The sequence below is a fragment of the Paenibacillus sp. J22P277 genome (assembly GCF_059383675.1).
This window is the reverse complement of the sequence record NZ_JBXENS010000008.1, coordinates 529,664-550,353: the sequence shown is the minus strand read 5'-3', so window position 1 is coordinate 550,353 and position 20,690 is coordinate 529,664. Positions and strand designations below refer to the sequence as shown.

The following is a 20,690-nucleotide window of genomic DNA, read 5'->3' as shown; positions in this document are numbered from 1 at the left end:
TTATCGTTCCTCCTTGGCGTCCGGATCGAAGCAGGGGATGCGCAGCCGCACGACGGCGCCGCCGTCCGGGCCGTTCTCCAGCGTCAGCCCCGCAGTACCGCCGTATCGAATGGTCAGGCGTTCCAGGACATTGCCGATGCCGATATGGGCATTGGACGCCGGCATGCCGGTTCGCCAGGTCTGCAGGTAATCCTCGGGAAAGCCCGGCCCGTTGTCCCGAACGGCGATCTCCAGCTCGTCGCCGTTCAAGAGCGCGGCCGACACGGCGATCTCGAACAACCCGCTCTCCTGCTTGAAGCCGTGGATGATGGCGTTCTCCACGATCGGCTGCACGATCAGCGGCGGCATGAGAACGACCTTGAGCGCTTCCTCGACGTCGAAGCGGTAGTCGACCCGCTCCGGAAACCGCAGCTTCTGGATCTCCAAATAATTGCGGATATGCCCGAGCTCCTGCCCGATCGTGACGCGGTCGCCGCCGTTGCGCGTGATGAACCGCAGAAACTCGACGATATGCGCGATCAGCTTCTGGACGAGCCGGTATTCCCGCAGCCCGGCGAGGCTGTACGAGATATTGAGCGCGTTCAGGAAAAAATGCGGGTTGATCTGCGCCTGCAGATGCTTGAAGCGCGCTTCCTGCGCCAGCAGCTGCTTCTCGTACGCTTCGAGCTTGAGCGAATGAATCTCCGACGCCATCTGGTTGAACGTCACGTTAAGCGTCGTGAATTCCCGCGTGATCGTGCGCTCCGGCAGCCGGATGTCGAGCTGGCCCTTTTTGACCTTGTGCATGCCGCGGATCAGCCGCTTCATCGGCTTCAGCACGATCTGCTGCATGTAGAGCGCGTACAGCGAGATGATCGCGAGCATGACCCAGGGCAGGAAGTTGATGAGCCGCTGAAAATTCGGCAAATTCGCGAGCAGCCGCTGCTCCGGAATGGTATAGACGACGTACAGATTGGCCGCCTCCAGCTGACGCCCGACCAATTGAAACGGTTCGTCTCCCGGCGCGCCGCCGACCGTCTTGAACCGGTTCGGCTCGATGCCGGCCCGCCGGATCGCGCCTAGATCCTTCTCGGGAAATCCCGTCTCGTAGAACAACGTCCAGTCGTCCGTGATGAGATTCACGCCCTGCTTCTTGTCGGGATCCCAGACCGGCATGTTCTCGGTCAGCCGTTCCGCGGAGATCGCCGCCCCGACCGCGACGTCTCCGTTGTACGGGATGACCCGGAACATGTACGCCCTTCCCTTCACGCTGACGGGAAACCATTTCTTGATGCTCGCGCCGCCCTTGCTCAGCATGCGCTGGATCGCGTCGCCGAGGGCGATCTGCTGCACGCCGTCCGCCGTGACGAAGATCAGGTCGCCGGTGGATGCCTTGTACACGAAATAAGCGTCCACCCGCCGCGAGATGAGCAGCTTGAATTTGCCGATGATCCGCTGCGCGGTAAAAAATTTCTCGCCTTCCTCCTGATCGTAGCTGTACGTCTGAATGTCGGGATCCTGCGAGATGAACCGGAACAAGTTCGCGTTGACCTCCGCGAACCGGTTCTCCAAATCCGTCACGTTGCTCGTCAGCAGCAGGCGGTTCGCGTCCGCGATCTGGGAACGGACGACGTTCATCGCGTAGCCGTTGTTCGCGATCAGCAGGACGGTGAGCAGCGCCGCCACGATGGCGAACCCGGATAGGATTTGAAAGCTGAGCGATTTGGTCATCGGCTGCGTCCCCTTGCCGTCAGTTCATTTCGATCTTTGCCATGGCCCGTTCATCGATATCGACCTTCGCCGCCGCCTGCAGCCCGTCGACGTAACGGGCGTACGCGAGCTGCGCCAAATCCTTCGCGATTTGCGGCTTCACGTCCTGGAGCGGGGATGCCCCCAGCTCGGCGGCCGCCGCGTATTCGTAGATGCCGATCGACAAGCCGTCTTCGACGATGCCCGTCGTTTGACCCTGTGCCAGCTTCGCGATCTCGCCCATGAGAACGGGATGCACGATCGCCTCCGTCCGCGGCGTCCGGTAATCGTAGACCCGTTCGACCGCCGACAAGCCGCCGCTGCCGACGGATGAATCGCCTCCCGCGGTGCCGGACAGCCTGTCGTAGACCTCGTCGAAGGCCGCTCCCTCGTCCAGCTCCCGCGCGATGTCCGCCAGCTTCGCGCGGGCGGATGCCATCCCCGACTTGCGCGCGTCTTCGTCTGCGAACGTAACCTCGATCGCGCGGATCGTGCGGGCGTCGCCGAGCGCGAACTTCGTTTTGTTCTCCGCGTAATAGGCCGCGATCTGCCCGTCGTCGATCTTGAACGCCGGCTGCAGCTCATCCAGCAGCGCCTGGCTCAGCTTCATCCGGTCGTCGTCGATAAAGCGCTGTTCGTCGAAGGTGACGGGACCGTAGACGATCTCGTGCCGTTTCACCTTGGTCTCCCGCGCGGCGTTCGTGTCCCGCATCGCCTGCAGCAGCGCGCGGTAACCGATATCCTGCGCCAAGCCCAGCTTGCGCGCCTCGAGCTGCTCGGCCTTGCGCCTGACGCTCGCGTCGAGCGCGAGCTTCTTCAACCGGTCGAGCGGAATCTGGCCGTCCACCGCCGTCGTCCAGAATCCCGGCGAGAACGACGTCCCGTACGTCGCCTGGAAATATCCGATGACCGCCGCGCGACCGGCGGTCAACTCGTGCGCGAGCTCGCCGTACGCGATCGGCTCCCCGTTCACGCGGGCGACGACGTCGAATCGGCCGAGCGCCTCGCCCGGCGAACGCGAGGCCGCAATGCCCAGCGTGACCGCGACCAGCGCCGCCGTAACGAACCCTATGCAAGACCTGCGCCAACGGCGGGTTCCCGTGCCGCTTGATGCCGGTTTGGTTGTCACGGCGCTCGCGCGCGGACCGCTTCTCCGCTTTTTCATGGCGTTCCTCCCCTTCCGGATTGGATTACTTCGGCATCCCTTCGTCTTCGCAAGCTCATGCAGGAGCGCCTGCCGAGAAAGACAAGGAAGAACAAGAGGCCGGAATTCGCGGTCGCTCTTGTTCTTCTATGCGCAGCCTGCGCCTGCCGCATTAAGGCATTACGGCTTTACGGCTTTACGGCTGGACGATCGTATACGGTCCTGATAACGTCCATCCGGTATTGCCGCTTTCGAAGCCGGCATTCGTCAGCTTGTTCGTGCCGCCCGATACCCCGAGAAACGCATCGTCGAGGTATGTCGTGCCTGCCGTCGTGCCCAAGTCCACGAACTGGACCCGAAGCGTCGTGTTCGCGCCGGTATTGAAAGACGGCGTGCTAACCTCGGTCCATGTCCCGCTCGAGGTGTAGCTGGCCGATTCCGCGATGACGTTCCAGCTGTTGTCGTAGACGACGAGCTTGCCCTGCTGGCCGGAGCCCTTCACCCACGCCTTGAACACGTACGTGCTGCTTGCCGCGATGCCCGTCGGCGCTTGGAACGGCCCGGTACCTGCCGCCGTCCCGGTGTTCAGCTGTTTCAGCGCCCATGTGCCGCCGTGCGTATTCGACGGCGCCGGCGGTTGCACGATCGTGAACGGTCCCGCCATCGTCCAACCGGTGCTGCCGCTCTCGAAGCCGGCATTCGTCAGCTTGTTCGCGGCGCCCGATACCCCGAGGAAGGCATCGTCCACGTAAGTCGTGCCGGCCGTCGTGCCCATATCGATGACTTGCACGATCAGCGACGTATTCGTCCCCGTGCTGAAGGACGGCGTTGCGACCTGTGTCCATGTCCCGTTCGACGTATAGACCGGCGATTCCGCCAGCACCGTCCACGCGCTGTCATAGACGACCAGCTTGCCCTGCTGGCCCGCGCCTTTCAGCCATGCGTTGAAGACGTACGTGCTGCCTGCCGCCGCGCCGCTGACGGTCTGATAGGCGCCCGTTCCGGAAGCCGTGCCCGTATTGAGCTGCTTCAGCGCCCATGTGCCGCCATGCGTGTCGCCGCCAGTCGGAGGCGGCGTCGTGCCGCCCGAAGGCGCTTCGTACGCGCCGATGTCCGGCGCGCCGTTATAGAGCGGATTGCCCCAGTAATCCTTGCCGCCGTTATTCGAGATGACCGCGCCGGCATTGATCATCGGCGAGCCGGACTGCAGCTTGAAGCCGTCGACGGAGCCGATGGACGTGCCGGCGCCCGCGGGATTGACGAACGACGGATCGCCCGTGACGGAAGCCGTCCCTTTGTTCAGCGCGTTCTGCGTGCCGCCGAAGCCGTTGTTCGCGAACGTCGGTCCGCCGGATTGATAGTTGGTATAGCTGGCGTTGCTGGCATTCGTATAGAAAATATTGTTGCTGAACGTCCCCGCCGTCAGCTTGGATTTGCTGAAGCCGGCGCCGTTCGTTTGGTAGAACACGTTATTGTAGTACTGCGAGTTGGCGACGAAGAAGCCTTGGTCCGCATAAGCCTGCTGGCTGCCGTCGTTGTAGCTGATGTTGTAGCGGAGCGTCTGTCCGGTATTGCCGCCCAGCACGAAGCCGCCTTCGTTGTCCCGGCTGTAATTGTACTGATAGACGCCGCGGACCGTTTCATTGTCGAAATCCCATGGCTGGCCGTCCCACACGATGCGGTTCGTGTTGGCGACGTAATTGTACTGGACGACCTGGTCGGTGTCGACGATGCCCCAGATGCCGCATACCGCGTAGCCATGGTAGCCGATGACGCCCGCGGTCTGCGCGTTCGGGCCGCTGTTGTTGCCAATGTTCGTCACGGAATTGTACTCGATCAACGGCGCCGTCGCGTTCCAGTATTCGATGCCGTCAGCGCCGCCGTTATTGACCGTGTTGTTGCGGATGACCAGGTTGTTCGCGACCTGCGTCGTCAGGATGCCGTTGACCGTGTTGTCGTGGATGTAATTGTTCTCGATCAGATAATTGTTCGCCGGCGTGCCGGTCTGATAGATCGCGCCGACCATGTACATGTTGTTGTCGTGCGCGGCCAGCGTCGTTCCCCGGGGCGAGCCGGTCGCCTCGTGGTTGCTGAAGCCTTCCACGTTGTAGATTTCGTTGTTGCGGATCGTGACGTTGCTCGACGAGCCGGTGATCTTGATGCCGTCCCGGTTGGCCTCGACGCCGTCGGTCACGTTCGCCCCGTCGAAATTCGTGACGGCGATCCCGTCGACCGTGACGTAGTTCGCGCCGCTGATCAATACCGCGGCGGCGTTGCCGCCTCCGTTGATCAATGGCTTGCTGCCGGTGTTGTACGCGCCGACCGTGACCGGACTGCCGCTCGCGCCGGAATCGTTGATCAGCAGCTGGCCGGACCAGGAATCGCCGGATCGGAACAGGATTTTATCGCCCGCGCCGAACGCGAAGCCGCTTACCTTGGACAAGGTCTTCCAAGGCGTCGACGTGCTCGTGCCGTTATTGCCGTCGCTCCCGGCAGCGCTTACATAGTAAGTCGTATTGGCGGCGCTCGCGATTCCGGCCGTGCCGAACATGCCCGCGATCAACGACAGCAGCATGATGACCGACGTGCCGAGCGAGAGGCGCGTTTTGGCGCCGTTATACATCGTTATTGCCTGCATCGAATCCATCCCTTCGAAATGATAGTGGCATTGCCAATGCTCCTGCGCTTCCCAGCGCTTTCGGGCACCGCTCCCTTCCATATCGAATTATCGGTCCGCTTCCTGCTCGTCCGCCGCGCATCACCCCCCTTCCGTCTTCCGGGAATCAGGTTCGAAGCCAAACAAACGCCGGTGCATAACGACTGCCAGGTTTGCCAGTTATGCCCGGTGTATGCGTGCCGCGGAGGGGAGTATAGGCAAACGAAGATGGCCCGTTTGCCGCCTGGCGCAAGCTCGGATGCGAATCGGTAAACGTACCGTCGATCGGTCGGCGGATCGTGCTTTTCATGGATCGGAAGGCCATGCGGGATGGATTCGACTGATGACGGCGCAAGCTTTGCACGGCCGCTCGGCTCAAGAATCCGGGCCGGCTGCTTCGCTGCGCGAATTTTCGTTGCTATTTCAGCTCATTGAATGGCAGGATCGCGCAGGGTCAAGGGATGTCGCGCATGCCCGGAAAATGCAGCCAGGCGTCGGTTAACGGGGCTTTCCAGTCCTGCTTCCGCTCCCGGTGGTCGATCCTGAAGTAGCAGTTATACCGGATGTTCGGGGACCGGTTGATGCCCGTGCTGTGCAGCAGCATGTAGTGCGCGACGATCAAGTCGCCCGGTTTGCCCTTGACCTGCACGGCTTGGCCGTAATCGATCCCGGAAGAACGGTAGACGTTGACGAAGCTCTCCTCGGTAACCAGCACTTCCGGGCCGTGCTGACGGAAATACCGCTCATGCTGCAAATGGCTGCCCGGCCAAACCGCGAAATTGCCCGCGCCTTCTTCCGTCTGCTCGCTCAGGATCACGCCGACGAGCGCGGTAAAATTGTCCACGATGCCCTCGCGCGCCTGCAGCATGCCGTCCATGTGGCCGCCGAATACTTCCCTGTCCCGTTCGAAGCTCGGAAAATTCAGCGCGATTTGCCCGCTCTTCGCCGAATCGAATTGCCCTTCCCCGATCAGCGATTCGAGTATGCCGAAAGCCGGCGTCCGGTTGAACAGGTCGGTAATCGCCGGATGAGCCTCCAGCGCGTCGTCTCCGTACCCGGTCCTGTCTCCGCCCACGCGGCTTCCCAGCCCGTTGTTGATGGTGCGCAGCGCCTCGTCCGCGAACGGGCGCGGAACGACCGACGGGATCACGACATAGCCGTCCCGGCGCAGGCTTTGCTTCTGTGCGTTGCTCAGTTCCATCTTCTTGCTCCCTTCGGTAAGTGCGAATGTTCCTGAATGTAGTACCCATTATAGAGAGGATCGCCGGGCGGAACTATATAAGAATGAGACCTACTTATATAATTTGAAGACTTTTTCCGGTTTCCGGCACGGTGGGGTTTACCCGAAAATCTCCGATCGGCCGAACGGGCGCGGTTCCCGCCCTGCGCGGCTCCTGTGGTACAATACGACTAATAACGCAAACCGGAGGTGCGCGATGCGCAAGCTGCTCTTCTTCATCGGCCCCGCCGGCGCGGGCAAAACGACGCTCGCGGAAGGATGGGTTCGCCGGAACGGCGGCGCGTTCCTGGATATGGATACGCTGCTGCGGCCCGCCGCGGAGGCCATCATGACGCTCGCCGGTAAAGATCCCGAGGATCGGGATTCGCCCTTCTACAAGACCCACTGCCGCGACCTCGGGTACCGGATCACCATGGACGCCGCGCTGCAGCAGTTGGCGCTCGGCCTGGATGCCGTCGCGATCGGCCCGTTCACCAAGGAGACGGACGACCCGGCTTGGCTTGACCGCGAGCTTGCCCGCATCGGCGCGACGACCGGCGACGTCGCGGTCAAGGTCGTCTCCGTCTATCTGCCCGGCGAAGACGATTACCGACATCGGATCCAAGCGCGCGGCTCGTCGCTCGACGCCTGGAAGCTGGACAATTGGCCGCAATTCCGCGGCTCTCTCCGCCGCCGCGCGATCGCCTGGCCGCTGCAGCCGGCGTCCGTGCTCGAGTTCGACAACTCGGGGCCGTTCACGGCGGACAAGCTGGCCGAGCTCGAACGCTTCATGCTGGCGGATTGAGGATTCGGCGGCGCGGGTTCGATACGGCGAAATTCACAAAAGGACCGCAAGCCGGCGCGATGCCTGCTTGCGGTCCTTTTTGTTCAAGGCGCGGCTTTGGACGGAATTCACTCGAACCGAAACGTCAATCTAACCCGCTGTTCCCGCTGCGGATCGACCACGCCGAAATCGATCGCGTACCATGCGGCGTCCCGTCCGTCATGATCCCGCATCGTATGGCTTTCGATCCCGGGACGCAGCGCCGCGGCATCGAAATGAATGACCAGCCTGCGCCCGTTCGCGCCCGGCAGCGTCACGCGCGAATCGCCGTCCGCGACCGGCCGGATGCGGGTCACGATGCGCTCCACGATGGCGGCGGGCGCTGCTTCGAAGCTATACGTATCTTCCAGCACGAGGAACGGCAGCTCCGCTTTATGCCATTCGAACCGGCGAACGAGCGCTTTCAGCCCCGGCAAGCGGTAGGCCTCCGCCAAGTCGAGCCGCAGCTCGTCCCGCGCTTCGCCGATGCTTGCCTGCACGCCGCGGGCTGCACTCGCTCGGCCTTCCAGCTGACGGCGGCCGTCCACGACCGGGACCGAATGGCCTTGCGACCCGTTGCAGGCGTAATCGTAGCGCGCCGCGCCGAAGTAATCGGCCGTGTATTCGCCGCTGCCGAGATCGCAGACGAACGCCTCGCCGTTGCCCGTCAGGATGAACTGCCCGAGGTCGTTATGGTTATGCGGTTCGCCGTTATGCCCGCCCTTGGCGGCGAAGCCGAAGCGCCCGGAGCCGGTCGCGCGGCGGGAGACCAGCCACTGGGCATCCGGCAAGTAGAAGTCGCCGTCCGCCCAGCGCTCGCCCTTGCGCGCCGGATCGTACCAGAGCAGGTTGCGGAAGGCATGCGCCCAGCGGCTGCAGTGGTCATCCGTGAACGAAGCCCGCAATTGAACGGGCGGAACGGCAATCTCCGGATACAACCCGGCCAAATAATGCGACAAGCCGATCTGCACGCGCGCATGCTGGGCGGAGTCGGAGAAATTGACCGTCGTCGCGCCGTCCAGGTAAGCCTTCTGCTGAAAAAGGGCGATCTGCCGCACTTTCCCGCCGTCGAACAAGTCGATCGCGCCCCGCGTCCGCCGCTTCAGCATATCCGCGAAATACACGTAATACCCGAAGCCGTAATTCCAATAGCCGACGCCCTCCAAACAGGCGCCGTCCTCCCCGAAGCCCGCCAAATAATGGTCCATCGTGCCGAGCGCTTTCCCGACGATATGCGCCAGCTGTTCCGCATCGTCCAGCAGCAGCAGCGCCGCGGAGGCGACGGAACCGGCGCAGACCGCGGCCCAGTTATGGTCGGACGTCTCCCAATGGTACGGGCCGTGCAGCAGGTACGGCTTGAACAGCCGACCGATGGCCTCTTCCGCGATCCTGCCGCGCAGCAGAGGCGGAAGCGCGCTGCCGGTCAGCGCCAGGATCTCGCACAGCGCGAAGCCCGTCTCCGCGGCGAACAGATCGATCCGCGTGCCGCGCTCCCTTCTGCTCCATTCGGGCGAGTCGACCGCGAACGCCATGCCCCCGTCCGTCTCCGCGGAATCCCGCAGATGCGCCGGCAGGCACCACGTGTATTCGTTGCAGATCGACCAGATGACGTCGTGCAGCGCCGTCCGGTACCGCTCGTCGGCCGGTTCCAGCAGCGATAGGAACGCCATCGTGTTCAGCCGTCTCCGTTTCGCGAAATACACGCCTTCGTACGCCAGCCGGTTGCCTGTCCGCTCGAACAGCGCAAACTGGGCATACGTCGGTTCGGCGATCGGCTCCGCCAGCAGTCTCCGGCCCTCCGCGCGAATCTCCTCGGCCTGCTCCGAGTCGTGCAACCGGCTCCAAAACCGCTCCTGGCCTTCCGAAAACAGCAGCCCGGCTCCGGCGGGTTCGCCGGCTTTCAAACTTGCGCGTAAATGCGCCAGATTCATCGTGAGTTCCTCCCCTGTCCGCATTGCATCCGGCAATCCGGTTATCTTCCTTCATTGTACATGACTTCCCTTGGCGGAATGAGTCGAAATTGGAAGCGCTATCGCTAAAATTTGCGCGATTCGGCCCGAACGCGAAAAGAGCCCGAGGCGGGCTCCATTCTCAGAAATCAACTCGACCCGGTCAAATCTTCGCGTAGCGCTTCTTCGCCACCGGCTCGATCCATTCAAGACTGCGCGAAGCGCTTCTTGACGACCGCCGGCACCCCGGCCGCCATGACGAAGCCGGGGATGTCGTCCTTGACGAACGCCCCGCCGCCGACCACGGACCAGCAGCCGACGCGCCGCTTCTCCCGCACCGAGGCCCCGATGCCGATATAGGCGCCTTCTTCGATCGTGACGTTGCCCGCCAGATTCACGCCGGGTGCAATCGTCGCGTAATCGCCGACGACCCCGTCGTGGCTGATCGTGACGCTCCGATTGATGATGACGTGCTCGCCGATCGCGATATGTTCCGAGAGGACCGCTCCCTCGAAGATCATGCTTCCCGCGCCGATCGCGTTGCGCCGGGACCAGCGAACCCGGGGATGTATCAGCGGCGGCGCGATACGGAAGCCAGCCCGTGCCGCCTCCGAGGCGAACCGCCGCTTCAATCCCGGGTCGCCGACGCCCGCGCAGACCAGTGCCGCTTCCCGCTTCAGCGCTTCGATATCGGCCCATGATCCCAGCACCGGGACGCCCTCCACGAGCTGACCTTGCATCTCCGGCCGTTCGTCCAGAAAGCCCGCGACTCGAACCCCGAGTTCCTCGCACAGCCAATGGATCTCCCGGGCATGGCCGCCCGCTCCGCAGACGATAATGGCGCTCATTGGCGCGCCTCGTTGCCCAAGCTCGCCAGCGCTTGCACGACGCGATGAACGACGCGTTCGTCCATTCCCTCCCACAAGGGCAGGCTCACGATGCGAGCGGCGAGCTGTTCGGTTGCGACCAGCGGCGCGCGGGGATGGCTGCGAAATTGCGGCTGTTGGTGGCAGGCGGGCGAGAAATACGTTCTCGCTTCGATGGAACGGTCGGCGAGCAGCCGTACGACCGCTTGATTGCCGAGCGCGTCCGGACAGCGAATCGGGATAAATTGCGGCACGACGAGGCCGCGCGTCTGCTGCTCGCACCACCCTTGTTCCGCCAAGCCCGCTTGGCGCAGCGCGTGCCGGTACCAGGCGTGGATCGTCCTTCGCGTCTCCTTCGCGGCCTGGAATTGATCGAGCGCGGCCAAGGCGATCGCGGCCGTATATTCGGACATCTTGCTGTTCAGGCCCTGGCTGACGGACTCCCGCCCGCCGGCGAAGCCGAAATTGCCGGCTTGGCGAATCCGCCGGACGAGCTCCCGGTCCGCGCTGTACACCAAACCGCCCTCGCCGACGCCGAAGGACTTGGTCGCGTGAAAGCTGAAGACGACCGCTCCCCCGAAGCCTTTGCCGAAATGCGCGCCGTTCTCCGCCGCCGTCGAACCGAAGCTGGACGCGGCGTCGACGACGACGGGGATGCCCCGCCTCTGCAGCGCGTCGTAATCCGCCGTTTCGATCGCCGACCCGAAGGCCGCGTAAGGGACGACCACCGCGATCTCGTCCCCCAGACGCTCGACGGTCTGCTCCAATTGCGCTCGGCTCATTTGCCAATTTCCCGGCTCGATGTCGAGGAAGTACGGCTCGAGCCCGCACCATTCGGCGGCAAGCGGCGTGGCCGCGAACGTGAAGCTGGGCATCACCGCGTACCGGCCCTGCGGCCGCTTGCTCTGGGAAATCGCCAGCATCAGCCCGACGGTGGCGTTGTGGACCGTCACGGCCGAACCGGTCCCGTCGAACACCTCCGCGACGACGCGATTCTCGAACCGGTTGTTCAGCGGGCCGTAATTGGAATAGATCCGGCTGGCCTCGATTTCCTCGTAATAAGCCAGAAACCGTTCTTTCTCCACTAGACGCGGACGCAGGAAGGGAATGTCGAACATGCTCCCGCCTCCTTTCCCAAGATGTAGGATCCCGATGCCGGACATTCAGCCCAGGTCACGCAGGATCGTCTCGATGCGCGCGATATCCGCGGCGAAGGCGGCGTGGCCCTGCACGCGGCTCCGGTAAGCCCGGAGAGCGGTCTTGTACTGCTCGTCGTCGGCCAGAAAGCCCTGCGATCTCGAGGCGATCATGAGCGCGAGCCATTCGGAGAACGCCGTATAGCCGAGCTTCTGGTTATTTTGATTCGGATGCAAGCGAAAATAGCTCAGCGCTTCGGGCATGTAGACCGCCCTTCCCCTGGACAGCAAATTCAACCAAGCCGCGAGATCGTTAAGCAGCGAGTATTGCTTTCCTTGATAGACGCCGAATCGCTCGGGCAGGTCCGCCTTCTTGAACAGAACGGTCGTCGGTTCGCCGATCACGTTCAAGCAGCGCGCCAGCGCGGCGTTAGCCAGCAGCTTGCCGTCCATGATCCTCGTCTCCCCGTACAGCCGGACCGTCGCTTGGAGCGGCGGAAGCGCCGTCCCTGTCTCGTCGATCGTCTGCCGGTACGAGGTGACAAGCTTGATGCCGTCGAATGCCCGGTAGAAATACATCATCTTTTCCACCTTTTCGCGATGAAACGCGTCGTCGTCCATCAAATAGTTGATGTATTCCCCCGACGCCAAGTCGAAGCATTTGTGCCAATTTTCCAGAAAGAGATTTTTTTCGTTGCGGTAATAGCGGATGCGGGGACGGTCGCCGGCATAAGAAGCCATCATGTCCTGCACCCCGTCATCCGTGCTGTCGTCGCATACGACGATCTCGATGTTCGGATACGTCTGTTCCAGCACGCTGTCCAAGGCGATGCGCAGCGTGCGCGGCCGGTTATAGGCGGGAATGACGACGCTGACCAACGGATATTCCATGCGATTGCCCACCTTTCTTATCGATTGCGCGCTTTTCATGCCCGAATCCCTGCGCTTGCTTGATGATCTTATATGCCGCGTGCACCGGGAACGTTCGGTTTGGCCGGCGGTCGGAACGTTGTCATCTTTTTGCGCCGCCGCGCATACATACATAGCGGCGCGAATGCGATGTTCGGAACTCGTAAAGGAGAATGCTCATGTCGTTGAATGTCACTCCGCTGCTGACCGCGCATCTTTTTGTCGCGGACGGAATTCCGCGGGACCGGCTGCAGGCGTTGATCACACGATTGGAAGACGGCCGCGTGACGGTCGCCTTGCACGAAACCGGCGATACGCAGCCGACCGTCGAACGGCTGCCCGCGCCGCGGGTATACGTATCGCTCGGGGATGCTTGGGAACGGTTCCCGGCGCTGGTCTCGCTGCCCTTCCACGAGAAGAAGCGCTGGCTGCATTTTGAATCGCCGGACGACGTCGAGCCCGAGAACGTATTCTATTGCTGGCTCAAAGCGACCGATCCCCTGCCGGTTAACCGGACGATTCCGCCGGTACGCTTCGCCTCGGATACGCCGCTCGTCTCCGTCTTTACCGCCAGCTACCGGTCGCGGGATAAAATCCTTCGTCCTTATCGTTCTTTATTGAAGCAAACCTACGCCAACTGGGAATGGGTCATCGTCGACGACTCCGGCGACGACGACGAGACCTACAAGCAGGATCTGCTCCCTTTGGGCGACCGCCGCGTGCGGAGATACCGCCAGGATGCCCGGAACGGCTATATCGGGGCGATCAAACGCTACGCGGCCGGACTGTGCACCGGGGAAATCCTCGTGGAAGTCGATCACGACGACGAGCTTACCCCCGACTGTCTGGAGAGAATCGTCCATGCGTTTCGCAGCCATCCGGAATGCGGGTTCGTCTACGGGGACTGCGCGGAGGTGTACGCCGAGAGCCGCGATGCGCATTGGTACGGCTGGGACTGCGGCTTCGGCTACAGCGTTCACTACCGCGTCTGGCTGCCCGAGATGAACCGCTGGCAGAATGCGCAGCGGCATACCACGGTAAATGCGAGCACCATCCGCCATTTGGTCGGCCTGCCGAATCATCCGCGCGCATGGACGAGGGATTGTTATCATCTGATCGGCGGCCACCGCGACGAGCTGCTGGTCTCGGACGATTACGACATGCTGGTCCGAACGTTTCTGTGCACCCAGTTCGCGGCGATCCCCGGTCTGCTCTACATCCAATACCGCAACGAGCACGGAAACAATGCGACGTTTCTCCGCAACAAGCAGATTCAGGTGCTCGTCAGGGAGCTCAACCGTTCCTACCAATCGCGGATACAAACGCGGCTGCAGGAGCTCGATCTGCCCGGGACGCTGCCGTATAGCCGCATCTGGGAAAGGTCCGGGAACGACCCTGCCCGGAAATCCGCCCACATCCTGGGCGAAGACCCGTCCGGCGTCTCGCTGTTGTTTCCGATTCCTTATTCCAGCCCCGAAGAAGCGCATGCCGAATTGTCGAAGACGCTGCGCAAAGGCGAGGAGAACGGCTTCGACGGGCTCGAGGTCGTGATCGTCGGCCGTATTCCGGCGGAAGTCGAAGCCCATGCCGCGCGCGCTCCCATGGGAGCGATCCGTTGGTGGCCGATGGAACCGTCCGACGGCATGGATGCGTGCATTCAATACGCCAAATTGATCGCGTCCTGCAAAGAGAAAATCGTCATCCTGCCGTAATGCCACGGCCGCGGACGCGCGCGACCGTAAAAAAAACGACTCAAAAGTTAGAAATAACCTTTGAGTCATTTTCGAATGATTGCCGATCAGGCAGCTGATTCACGCGCCGGCAGACTGCCCGGCTGGCGCTTGATCGGAGCGTTACGGCGCTGCCGGTCCTGCCGGACCTTGATCGCCTTGCGGGCCTTGATCGCCCTGCGTTCCTACTGCACCGGTATCGCCTTGAACGCCCTGCGGACCTTGGTCGCCCTGCGGTCCTTGCGTTCCCGCTGCTCCGGTTTCGCCTTGGTCGCCCTGCGGGCCTTGCGTTCCCGCATCTCCGGTTTCCCCTTGGTCACCTTGGTCGCCCTGCGGGCCTTGCACGCCTTGCGTGCCCGCTGCTCCGGTTGCGCCCTGGTCGCCCTGCGGGCCTTGCACGCCTTGCGTTCCGGCCGCTCCGGTTGCGCCCTGGTCGCCCTGGTCGCCCTGGTCGCCTTGCGGGCCTTGCACGCCTTGCGTTCCCGCTGCTCCGGTTGCGCCTTGGTTGCCCTGCGGGCCTTGCGCGCCCTGCGTTCCGGCCGCTCCGGTCGCGCCTTGGTCACCTTGGTCTCCCTGCGGACCTTGCAAGCCTTGCGTGCCCGCTGCTCCGGTCGCGCCTTGGTCGCCTTGCGGACCTTGCGGGCCTGCGCCCTGCGGACCTTGCAAGCCTTGCGTGCCTGCTGCTCCGGTCGCGCCTTGGTCGCCTTGCGGACCTTGCGGGCCTGCGCCCTGCGGACCTTGAACGCCTTGCGTGCCTGCTGCTCCGGTCGCGCCTTGGTCGCCCTGAGGACCTTGCGGACCTTCGCCTTGCGGCCCTTGAACGCCCTGCGGTCCTTGATCGCCTTGCGCGCCTGTACCTTGCGGTCCTTGCGCGCCCTGCGTCCCTGCTGTTCCGGTCGCGCCTTGGCTGCCCTGAGGACCTTGCACGCCTAGCAAACCTGCGCCTTGCGGCCCTTGAACGCCCTGCGGTCCTTGAACGCCCGTCGCGCCTTGCGCGCCTGTTCCCTGCGGACCCTGCGGCCCTTGCGCTCCGCTTAGACCTTGCGGTCCGATCGGTCCTTGCGTGCCGACTCCGGTTCCCGTACCCAGGAGTTCGCTTGCCACTAAACGATGAGCCGGTACCAGTTGTCCAATGCCGTCCTTGCCCCAGAACGAGATTTGCGTCTCGTTCTCAGCCGGTCCGCTGACCGTAAATACGTACTCGAACGCGTCCAATCCCGCATAATAGGTTTTCATAAACACCGCATTCGGTGCCAAGGATACCATTTCAAGCACGTACAACGTTCTTGTCCCGTTCAAAAAATAACCCGCGATCACCACGGTAGACGTGTCCAACGCGTTCCGGTTATTCATTCTGACCGTCACCTGCTGGGTCGCTCTGTTTCCGTTGACCAGCGGGTTATCGATCGGCCCCGTTGATAATATCGCCATTAAGCTTTCCCCTCCCTTTTGATCGATGATGAAGCGTCATGCGCTTCCGAATGCCCCGCTATTCGCCGGAGACCACGCGCTGTACGCTGAGAATCTCGCCTTCCGCGCTCTTACCCCAAACCGAAATCTCGATATTTCCTTCTGCCGGACCGCTTGTCGTGAAGACGAATTCATAACCCGGAACGTTAGTCGCATAATCTCGCGATATCGCCGCGTTCGGGCCAATGGTGAGCTCCTCCAGTACATACAGCGCTCTTATGCCCGTTAAATAGTACCCTTGAATCAATATGGTAGAGAAATTCGCAAAATCGCGGTTCGCCAATTTAATCGTGACCTGCTGCGCGGAACCGAGCTTGCTCACGGGACTGTTATCGATAGGTCCGGTCGATATTACCGCCATGAAGCTGACACCCCCTTCATTCGTCTTTTGTGCGCCTTGCCGAACCGCCGCTTCAGCATGCCTGTCGACGATTCCCGCGGCTTCTCCGCGCTTGGCTCGCCGGATCCATGCGCTTCGCTGCAACTCTAGCGGAAAGTTTGGTTAAAATTTCCAAGCGCACGATATAGCATATTACGCATTTGATAGAGTTGATTGTTTGTTCGCCCTTCGTTCGCCGTTCAAAGGTCCGTCGAAAGCCCATTTCAACCGAAAAACCTGTTTTCGGCGAGTGTACGCGGCAACTGCGGGAAAGTATTAGCGTCGGCGGCCGCAAAAAAAGAAACCCGGCGCTTGCGTGAAGGGTGCACTTCAGCGCAACGCGGATTTCTCTTTCATTCGCTTGGATTAATAACCTTACGCGCAATGGCGTTTCTCGACGAAGCGGGCACTGGCGTTTTGGTGGCCATTCTGCTTCCGATGCCGCATGTTCGCCATCAGCGCGTCGTGGATTGGCGGCCCGCAAGCATTCGCTCCAGTTCCCTTAGCTTCGGCAGCCCTTCCCAGTCGCCTTTGTACTGAACGGCAAGCGCGCCCATCAGATTCGCCCGCGCGAGCGCGTCCCCGAGCCGCGCTTCCTCGCCAGTCGCCGCTCCGTTCAGCCACGACGAGAGGAATCCGGCCGCGAACGCATCGCCCGCGCCGACGGTATCGACGACCCGGTTCACGACATGCCCTTTGGCGCGGACGGCCGTTCCGGACGTAAATCCGGCAGAACCTTCCTCGCCCAGCTTGAGCGCCACCGTCTTTGCGCCCATGGCCAGAAAATGCGCGCCGTAGGCTTCCTCGTCCATCGCGCCGGCGAGGAATTCCGCTTCCTCGATACCCGGCATGAACACGTCGCACAGAGGGATCAGCGAGAGCAGCGTACGCCGCGCCTCCTCCTCGCTCCACAGCTTGCGGCGCAGGTTCGGGTCGAACGACACCGTCAGGCCGCTGTCGCGCGCCAGACGCATCGCGGCGCGAATCGCGTCCGCCGTTCCCGCGCCGAGCGCCGGGGTGATTCCCGTGACGTGAAGATGGCGGGCGCGCTCGAACCAATCCGGCCGGATATGCTCCGGCGTCCACTTGCTGACCGCCGAGCCCCTGCGGTAGTAGTAGACGTTGGGATCGCCGTAGCCCTTGAACTCCTTGAAATAAACGGAGGTCGGCGCGTTCGCGTCCCGCTCGGCGAGCGAGACGTCGATGCCTTCTCCCGCCAGCGTCGATTGGATCAGGTCGCCGAACGGATCGTCGCCGAGACGGCTGATCCAGCGGACCCGCATGCCGAGCCGCGACAGGCCGATCGCCAGGTTCGATTCCGCGCCCGCGATCGAACGCGTGAACAGCGGCGCGGAGGCGAGCGGTCCGTCGGCGAGCGGCTGCAGGAGCACCATGCTCTCGCCGAGCGTTACGACGTCGGCCGGACGGATGGCGTCCGGACCGCTCATTTCGACCCCTTCGCTTCGGCCACGAACGCCTGCGCCAGCTTGGTCAGCTCCTCGAACCGGCCGTCCTTGACCAGCTGCTTGTCTACGAGGTTCCCGCCAAGGCCGACGCCCGCCGCTCCCGCGTCCAGCACGCTCCGGACGTTCTGAAGATTGACGCCGCCGGTGGCGATCATCGGAATATGATTCAGCGGCGCGCGGATTTCCTTGAGGTAATTGATGCCGAGCGAGCCGAGCGGGAATACCTTCACCGCCGTGGCGCCTGCCTTGAACGCCCGCACGATCTCGGTCGGGGTCATCGTGCCCGGCCATACGTCGACGCCGTGCTCCAGCCCGTACGCGAGCACCTCCTCGTCCAGGTTAGGCGAGATGATATACTCCGCTCCCGCGGCGACGGCTTCCTTCGCTTGACCGAGATCAAGCACGGTGCCGGCGCCGATCCTCATGCGGCCGGCATGCTGCTCCCGGAAGCGCGAGATCATGCCGAGCGCCCCGTCCGTATTCAAGGTGACCTCCAGGAAGACGATGCCGCCGTCCGCCAGCGCTTGCGCCGTCCGGTCCCCCGACTCCGCCGAGATGCCGCGGATGATCGCGATGATTTTCTCTTCATATAAAGCTTGCAGCAGATTCAAAGACATGATGAGCTCCTCTCCGCCGGGCGTCCGAGCCCGGCTCCGCTTCGGAACCTCTGCGTTCCGTGCGGTTACGTGTGTTTAGGTGTGTTTACGGTAGCGTGCCGGTGTTCATGAATCGGTTCCTTAGCGCGCCATCCAGCCGCCGTCCACGCACAGCACGTGGCCGTTCATATAATCCGACGCGGAGGACGCGAGAAAGACCGCCGGTCCCTTCAAGTCCTCCGGGCTGCCCCATCGTCCCGCCGGGATGCGCTCCAGGATCGCCTGATTCCGCTTCTCGTCCGCCCTGAGCGGCGCCGTGTTGCGCGTGCTGATGTAGCCCGGCGCGATCGCGTTCACTTGAATGCCCTTGCTTGCCCATTCGTTGGCAAGCGCTTTGGTGACCCCGGCCACGGCATGCTTGCTCGCCGTATAGCCCGGGACGTTTACTCCGCCCTGGTAGCTGAGCATGGAGGCGATGCTGATGATTTTGCCGCTCCCTCTCGCGATCATGTGCTTGCCCGCCAGCTGGCTGAGGAAGAACAGCGAGTTCAGGTTCAGATCGATCACGTCCTGCCAGTCCTGGCGGGAATGCTCCGCGGCCGGCGCGCGGCGGATCGTGCCCGCGTTGTTGACGAGAATGTCGATCCTCCCGAAGAACCCGAGCGCCTGTTCGAATACGGCTTCAAGCCCCTCCGCGTCGCTCAGGTCGGCTGACAGTTCCTCGATGGCGCCGCCGAAGGCGCGCACGTCGGCGACCGTCTCGTTGCTGTTCGAAGCCGATACGGCGACGACGGATGCGCCCGCTTCCGCCAGGCCGATCGCGATCGCTTGTCCGATGCCCCCGGACGTGCCGGTGACCAGCGCCGTCTTGCCCGTCAAATCAAAGCTCATGACTTCCGCTCCCTTCTATGATTACCCGGGCTCCCCCCTGGCGGAACAGCTCCGCCGTGCCGGAAGGCATGCCCGAATCCGAAATGATCGCTTCGACCTCGTTCAGCTTGGCGAACGTGAACAACGCCGCCTGCCCGAACTTGTGATGATCCGCCACCACGTATGACGATTCGGCCGTCTCGAGCCAGGCGCGCTTGAGCTCCACGGATTCGCCCGCGTAGATCGTGAAGCCGTATTCCAGATGGACGCCCGTCGCGGACAGGAACGCCTTGGAAATGTTCAGCTTGCGGATATAGGCTTCGGCCTCGGCGCCGATCAGCATGTTGCGGCGCTGATGGCCGCCGGGCACCACGAGCCGGATCTGTTCCCTGCGGGCAAGCTCCGCGATGATGAGCAGATCGTTCGTCACGACGGTCAGCGGCCGGTCGGGCAGCCGCCTGGCCATCTCCAGCGTCGTCCGCCCGCCGTCCAAGGCGATCACGTCGTTCGGCTCGATCAGCGCGATGGCCGCGGCCGCGGTCTCCAGGCGTTCCGCCTCGTTCGGCACCACCGCCGGCTTCGGCGAGAGGATGCCGAGCTGGTTCGCCTGCGCGAGCACCGCCCCGCCGTGAATGCGCGTCAGCAGTCCTTTCTCCTCGAGCTTCGCCAGGTCTTCCCGGATCGTCTTGCCCGTCACGCGCAGCTGCTCGGTGAGCTCCGCCACCGTCACTTCGCGCGCGGCCAGCAGCATTTCCATGATTTTCTCGTATCTTCGCAGTGGGTTCATCGGATTCATCGCTTTCTTGCATAGTTTTGCTCTTATTTTAAGTCTTTCATCGCCACGGCGTCCATGTCCTCGAAAACTTGGTTCTCGCCGGCCATGCCCCAGATGAACGTGTAGCTGCTCGTGCCGACGCCGCTGTGGATCGACCAGCTCGGCGAGATGACCGCTTGTTCGTTGCGCATCACCACATGGCGCGTCTCGTCCGGCTCGCCCATCAGGTGGAAGACGACGCCGTCATCCGGCATGTCGAAGTAGAAATACACTTCCGATCGGCGGTTGTGGGTGTGGCAGGGCATCGTGTTCCACATGCTGCCGGATTGCAGCAGCGTCATGCCCATGACGAGCTGGCAGCTCTGGATGCCGCCGGTGTGGATATAGCGGTAGATCGTGCGTTCGTTGGAATTCGTTTGGCTGCCCAAATGGTTCGGAGACGCTTCGCTGATCGCGGCTTTCACCGTCGGATGCGTTTGGTGCGCGGGCGTGGAGTTCAGGTAATACTTCGCCGGCCGGGCGGCATCCTCGCTTGCGAAGGTCACGTCCTTCGCCCCGCGGCCGACGTAGAGGCAGTCCTTGCTTGCCATCGCGTACGTCTCGCCGTCGACCGTCACCGTGCCCGTGCCGCCGACGTTGATAATGCCGATCTCGCGGCGTTCCAGGAACGTGGCCGCGCCGATCGTCGCCGGATCCGCTTCCAGCTTGACGGATTCGTTCACGGGAACGACGCCTCCGATAATGAAGCGGTCGACATGGGAATAACGGAGCAGCAGCTGGTCGGCCGCGAACAGCCGCTCGATCAGAAACTCCTCTCGCAGGCGGGCGGTATCGAATGCCTTCACTTCGTTCGGGTGGGACGCGTAGCGGATTTCCATGATTCTCGGTCTCCTTTTAAGTTCATATAAGTTCATTTATTACCTAATACGTTCATATTAGATCCGAATCGGCGTTTTGGCAACCCTTTTCGCAGC

At 62.7% G+C, this 20,690-nt stretch carries 16 protein-coding genes and 1 pseudogene; 2 read left to right on the top strand and 15 right to left on the bottom strand.

What is annotated here, in order from left to right:
• From AC50YL_RS29310 to AC50YL_RS29295, 4 genes are all read right to left on the bottom strand, one after another.
• The gene (locus AC50YL_RS29310) at nucleotides 1-1,710 is read right to left on the bottom strand and encodes a sensor histidine kinase (RefSeq protein WP_494836653.1); all 1,710 of its coding nucleotides are present in this window, start codon (nucleotides 1,708-1,710) and stop codon (nucleotides 1-3) included.
• A gap of 19 nt (nucleotides 1,711-1,729) precedes the next feature.
• Nucleotides 1,730-2,893, bottom strand: a complete 1,164-nt coding sequence (locus tag AC50YL_RS29305; protein ID WP_494836651.1) for a hypothetical protein — start codon at nucleotides 2,891-2,893, stop codon at nucleotides 1,730-1,732.
• Nucleotides 2,894-3,068: 175 nt separating this feature from the next.
• The gene (locus AC50YL_RS29300) at nucleotides 3,069-5,510 is read right to left on the bottom strand and encodes a right-handed parallel beta-helix repeat-containing protein (protein ID WP_494836650.1); all 2,442 of its coding nucleotides are present in this window, start codon (nucleotides 5,508-5,510) and stop codon (nucleotides 3,069-3,071) included.
• A gap of 472 nt (nucleotides 5,511-5,982) precedes the next feature.
• Nucleotides 5,983-6,729, bottom strand: coding sequence for a phytanoyl-CoA dioxygenase family protein (locus tag AC50YL_RS29295; RefSeq protein ID WP_494836649.1), 747 nt, complete (start codon nucleotides 6,727-6,729; stop codon nucleotides 5,983-5,985).
• 235 nt (nucleotides 6,730-6,964) lie between these two features.
• On the opposite strand from AC50YL_RS29295, the gene AC50YL_RS29290 reads away from it, so the two are divergent.
• Nucleotides 6,965-7,552 (top strand): P-loop nucleotide/nucleoside kinase family protein, encoded by a 588-nt coding sequence (locus AC50YL_RS29290; RefSeq protein ID WP_494836647.1) that lies wholly within the window; start codon nucleotides 6,965-6,967, stop codon nucleotides 7,550-7,552.
• A 107-nt stretch (nucleotides 7,553-7,659) separates the two neighbouring features.
• Here the strand turns inward: AC50YL_RS29290 and AC50YL_RS29285 are convergent, their stop codons facing one another.
• The 4 genes from AC50YL_RS29285 to AC50YL_RS29270 form a co-directional block, all read right to left on the bottom strand.
• A complete protein-coding gene (locus AC50YL_RS29285) occupies nucleotides 7,660-9,501 on the bottom strand; it encodes a heparinase II/III domain-containing protein (RefSeq protein WP_494836645.1) in 1,842 nt (613 codons plus the stop codon).
• A gap of 224 nt (nucleotides 9,502-9,725) precedes the next feature.
• Nucleotides 9,726-10,367, bottom strand: coding sequence for an acetyltransferase (locus tag AC50YL_RS29280; RefSeq protein WP_494836644.1), 642 nt, complete (start codon nucleotides 10,365-10,367; stop codon nucleotides 9,726-9,728).
• Nucleotides 10,364-11,503, bottom strand: a complete 1,140-nt coding sequence (locus AC50YL_RS29275) for a DegT/DnrJ/EryC1/StrS family aminotransferase (protein ID WP_494836643.1) — start codon at nucleotides 11,501-11,503, stop codon at nucleotides 10,364-10,366. The genes AC50YL_RS29280 and AC50YL_RS29275 overlap by 4 nt, the downstream gene beginning before the upstream one ends.
• Before the next feature lie 45 nt (nucleotides 11,504-11,548).
• The gene (locus AC50YL_RS29270) at nucleotides 11,549-12,412 is read right to left on the bottom strand and encodes a glycosyltransferase family 2 protein (protein WP_494836641.1); all 864 of its coding nucleotides are present in this window, start codon (nucleotides 12,410-12,412) and stop codon (nucleotides 11,549-11,551) included.
• 197 nt (nucleotides 12,413-12,609) lie between these two features.
• On the opposite strand from AC50YL_RS29270, the gene AC50YL_RS29265 reads away from it, so the two are divergent.
• Nucleotides 12,610-14,142 carry a glycosyltransferase gene (locus tag AC50YL_RS29265; protein ID WP_494836639.1) on the top strand — a complete coding sequence of 511 codons (1,533 nt, stop codon included), beginning with the start codon at nucleotides 12,610-12,612 and terminating at the stop codon, nucleotides 14,140-14,142.
• A 153-nt stretch (nucleotides 14,143-14,295) separates the two neighbouring features.
• Here the strand turns inward: AC50YL_RS29265 and AC50YL_RS29260 are convergent.
• From AC50YL_RS29260 to kduI, 7 genes and pseudogenes are all read right to left on the bottom strand, one after another.
• Nucleotides 14,296-15,591 (bottom strand): annotated as a pseudogene (locus AC50YL_RS29260) (collagen-like triple helix repeat-containing protein); the annotation flags it as partial.
• A 58-nt stretch (nucleotides 15,592-15,649) separates the two neighbouring features.
• Nucleotides 15,650-15,991 (bottom strand): hypothetical protein, encoded by a 342-nt coding sequence (locus AC50YL_RS29255; protein ID WP_494836638.1) that lies wholly within the window; start codon nucleotides 15,989-15,991, stop codon nucleotides 15,650-15,652.
• Nucleotides 15,992-16,464: 473 nt separating this feature from the next.
• Nucleotides 16,465-17,457: a sugar kinase gene (locus AC50YL_RS29250; protein WP_494836636.1), complete on the bottom strand. Its 993-nt coding sequence runs from the start codon at nucleotides 17,455-17,457 to the stop codon at nucleotides 16,465-16,467.
• Nucleotides 17,454-18,092 carry a bifunctional 4-hydroxy-2-oxoglutarate aldolase/2-dehydro-3-deoxy-phosphogluconate aldolase gene (locus tag AC50YL_RS29245; protein WP_494836634.1) on the bottom strand — a complete coding sequence of 213 codons (639 nt, stop codon included), beginning with the start codon at nucleotides 18,090-18,092 and terminating at the stop codon, nucleotides 17,454-17,456. Before AC50YL_RS29245 ends, AC50YL_RS29250 begins: the two co-directional genes overlap by 4 nt.
• A 120-nt stretch (nucleotides 18,093-18,212) precedes the next feature.
• Nucleotides 18,213-18,962, bottom strand: coding sequence for a 2-dehydro-3-deoxy-D-gluconate 5-dehydrogenase KduD (gene kduD, locus AC50YL_RS29240; protein ID WP_494836632.1), 750 nt, complete (start codon nucleotides 18,960-18,962; stop codon nucleotides 18,213-18,215).
• Entirely contained in the window at nucleotides 18,952-19,728 is a 777-nt protein-coding gene (locus AC50YL_RS29235; protein ID WP_494836630.1) for a DeoR/GlpR family DNA-binding transcription regulator, read from the bottom strand. Before AC50YL_RS29235 ends, kduD begins: the two co-directional genes overlap by 11 nt.
• Nucleotides 19,729-19,760: 32 nt before the next feature.
• Entirely contained in the window at nucleotides 19,761-20,594 is an 834-nt protein-coding gene (gene kduI, locus AC50YL_RS29230) for a 5-dehydro-4-deoxy-D-glucuronate isomerase (RefSeq protein ID WP_494836628.1), read from the bottom strand.
• Nucleotides 20,595-20,690 lie beyond the last annotated feature (96 nt).

Coding starts and splice junctions, on each gene's coding strand:
- AC50YL_RS29300 (WP_494836650.1), bottom strand. CDS start 5,510: ATGCAGGCAATAACGATGTATAACGGCGCCAAAACGCGCCTCTCGCTC.
- AC50YL_RS29250 (WP_494836636.1), bottom strand. CDS start 17,457: ATGAGCGGTCCGGACGCCATCCGTCCGGCCGACGTCGTAACGCTCGGC.
- AC50YL_RS29290 (WP_494836647.1), top strand. CDS start 6,965: ATGCGCAAGCTGCTCTTCTTCATCGGCCCCGCCGGCGCGGGCAAAACG.
- AC50YL_RS29305 (WP_494836651.1), bottom strand. CDS start 2,893: ATGAAAAAGCGGAGAAGCGGTCCGCGCGCGAGCGCCGTGACAACCAAA.
- AC50YL_RS29270 (WP_494836641.1), bottom strand. CDS start 12,412: ATGGAATATCCGTTGGTCAGCGTCGTCATTCCCGCCTATAACCGGCCG.
- kduI (WP_494836628.1), bottom strand. CDS start 20,594: ATGGAAATCCGCTACGCGTCCCACCCGAACGAAGTGAAGGCATTCGAT.
- AC50YL_RS29245 (WP_494836634.1), bottom strand. CDS start 18,092: ATGTCTTTGAATCTGCTGCAAGCTTTATATGAAGAGAAAATCATCGCG.
- AC50YL_RS29280 (WP_494836644.1), bottom strand. CDS start 10,367: ATGAGCGCCATTATCGTCTGCGGAGCGGGCGGCCATGCCCGGGAGATC.
- AC50YL_RS29310 (WP_494836653.1), bottom strand. CDS start 1,710: ATGACCAAATCGCTCAGCTTTCAAATCCTATCCGGGTTCGCCATCGTG.
- AC50YL_RS29235 (WP_494836630.1), bottom strand. CDS start 19,728: ATGAACCCACTGCGAAGATACGAGAAAATCATGGAAATGCTGCTGGCC.
- AC50YL_RS29265 (WP_494836639.1), top strand. CDS start 12,610: ATGTCGTTGAATGTCACTCCGCTGCTGACCGCGCATCTTTTTGTCGCG.
- AC50YL_RS29295 (WP_494836649.1), bottom strand. CDS start 6,729: ATGGAACTGAGCAACGCACAGAAGCAAAGCCTGCGCCGGGACGGCTAT.
- AC50YL_RS29255 (WP_494836638.1), bottom strand. CDS start 15,991: ATGGCGGTAATATCGACCGGACCTATCGATAACAGTCCCGTGAGCAAG.
- AC50YL_RS29285 (WP_494836645.1), bottom strand. CDS start 9,501: ATGAATCTGGCGCATTTACGCGCAAGTTTGAAAGCCGGCGAACCCGCC.
- AC50YL_RS29275 (WP_494836643.1), bottom strand. CDS start 11,503: ATGTTCGACATTCCCTTCCTGCGTCCGCGTCTAGTGGAGAAAGAACGG.
- kduD (WP_494836632.1), bottom strand. CDS start 18,962: ATGAGCTTTGATTTGACGGGCAAGACGGCGCTGGTCACCGGCACGTCC.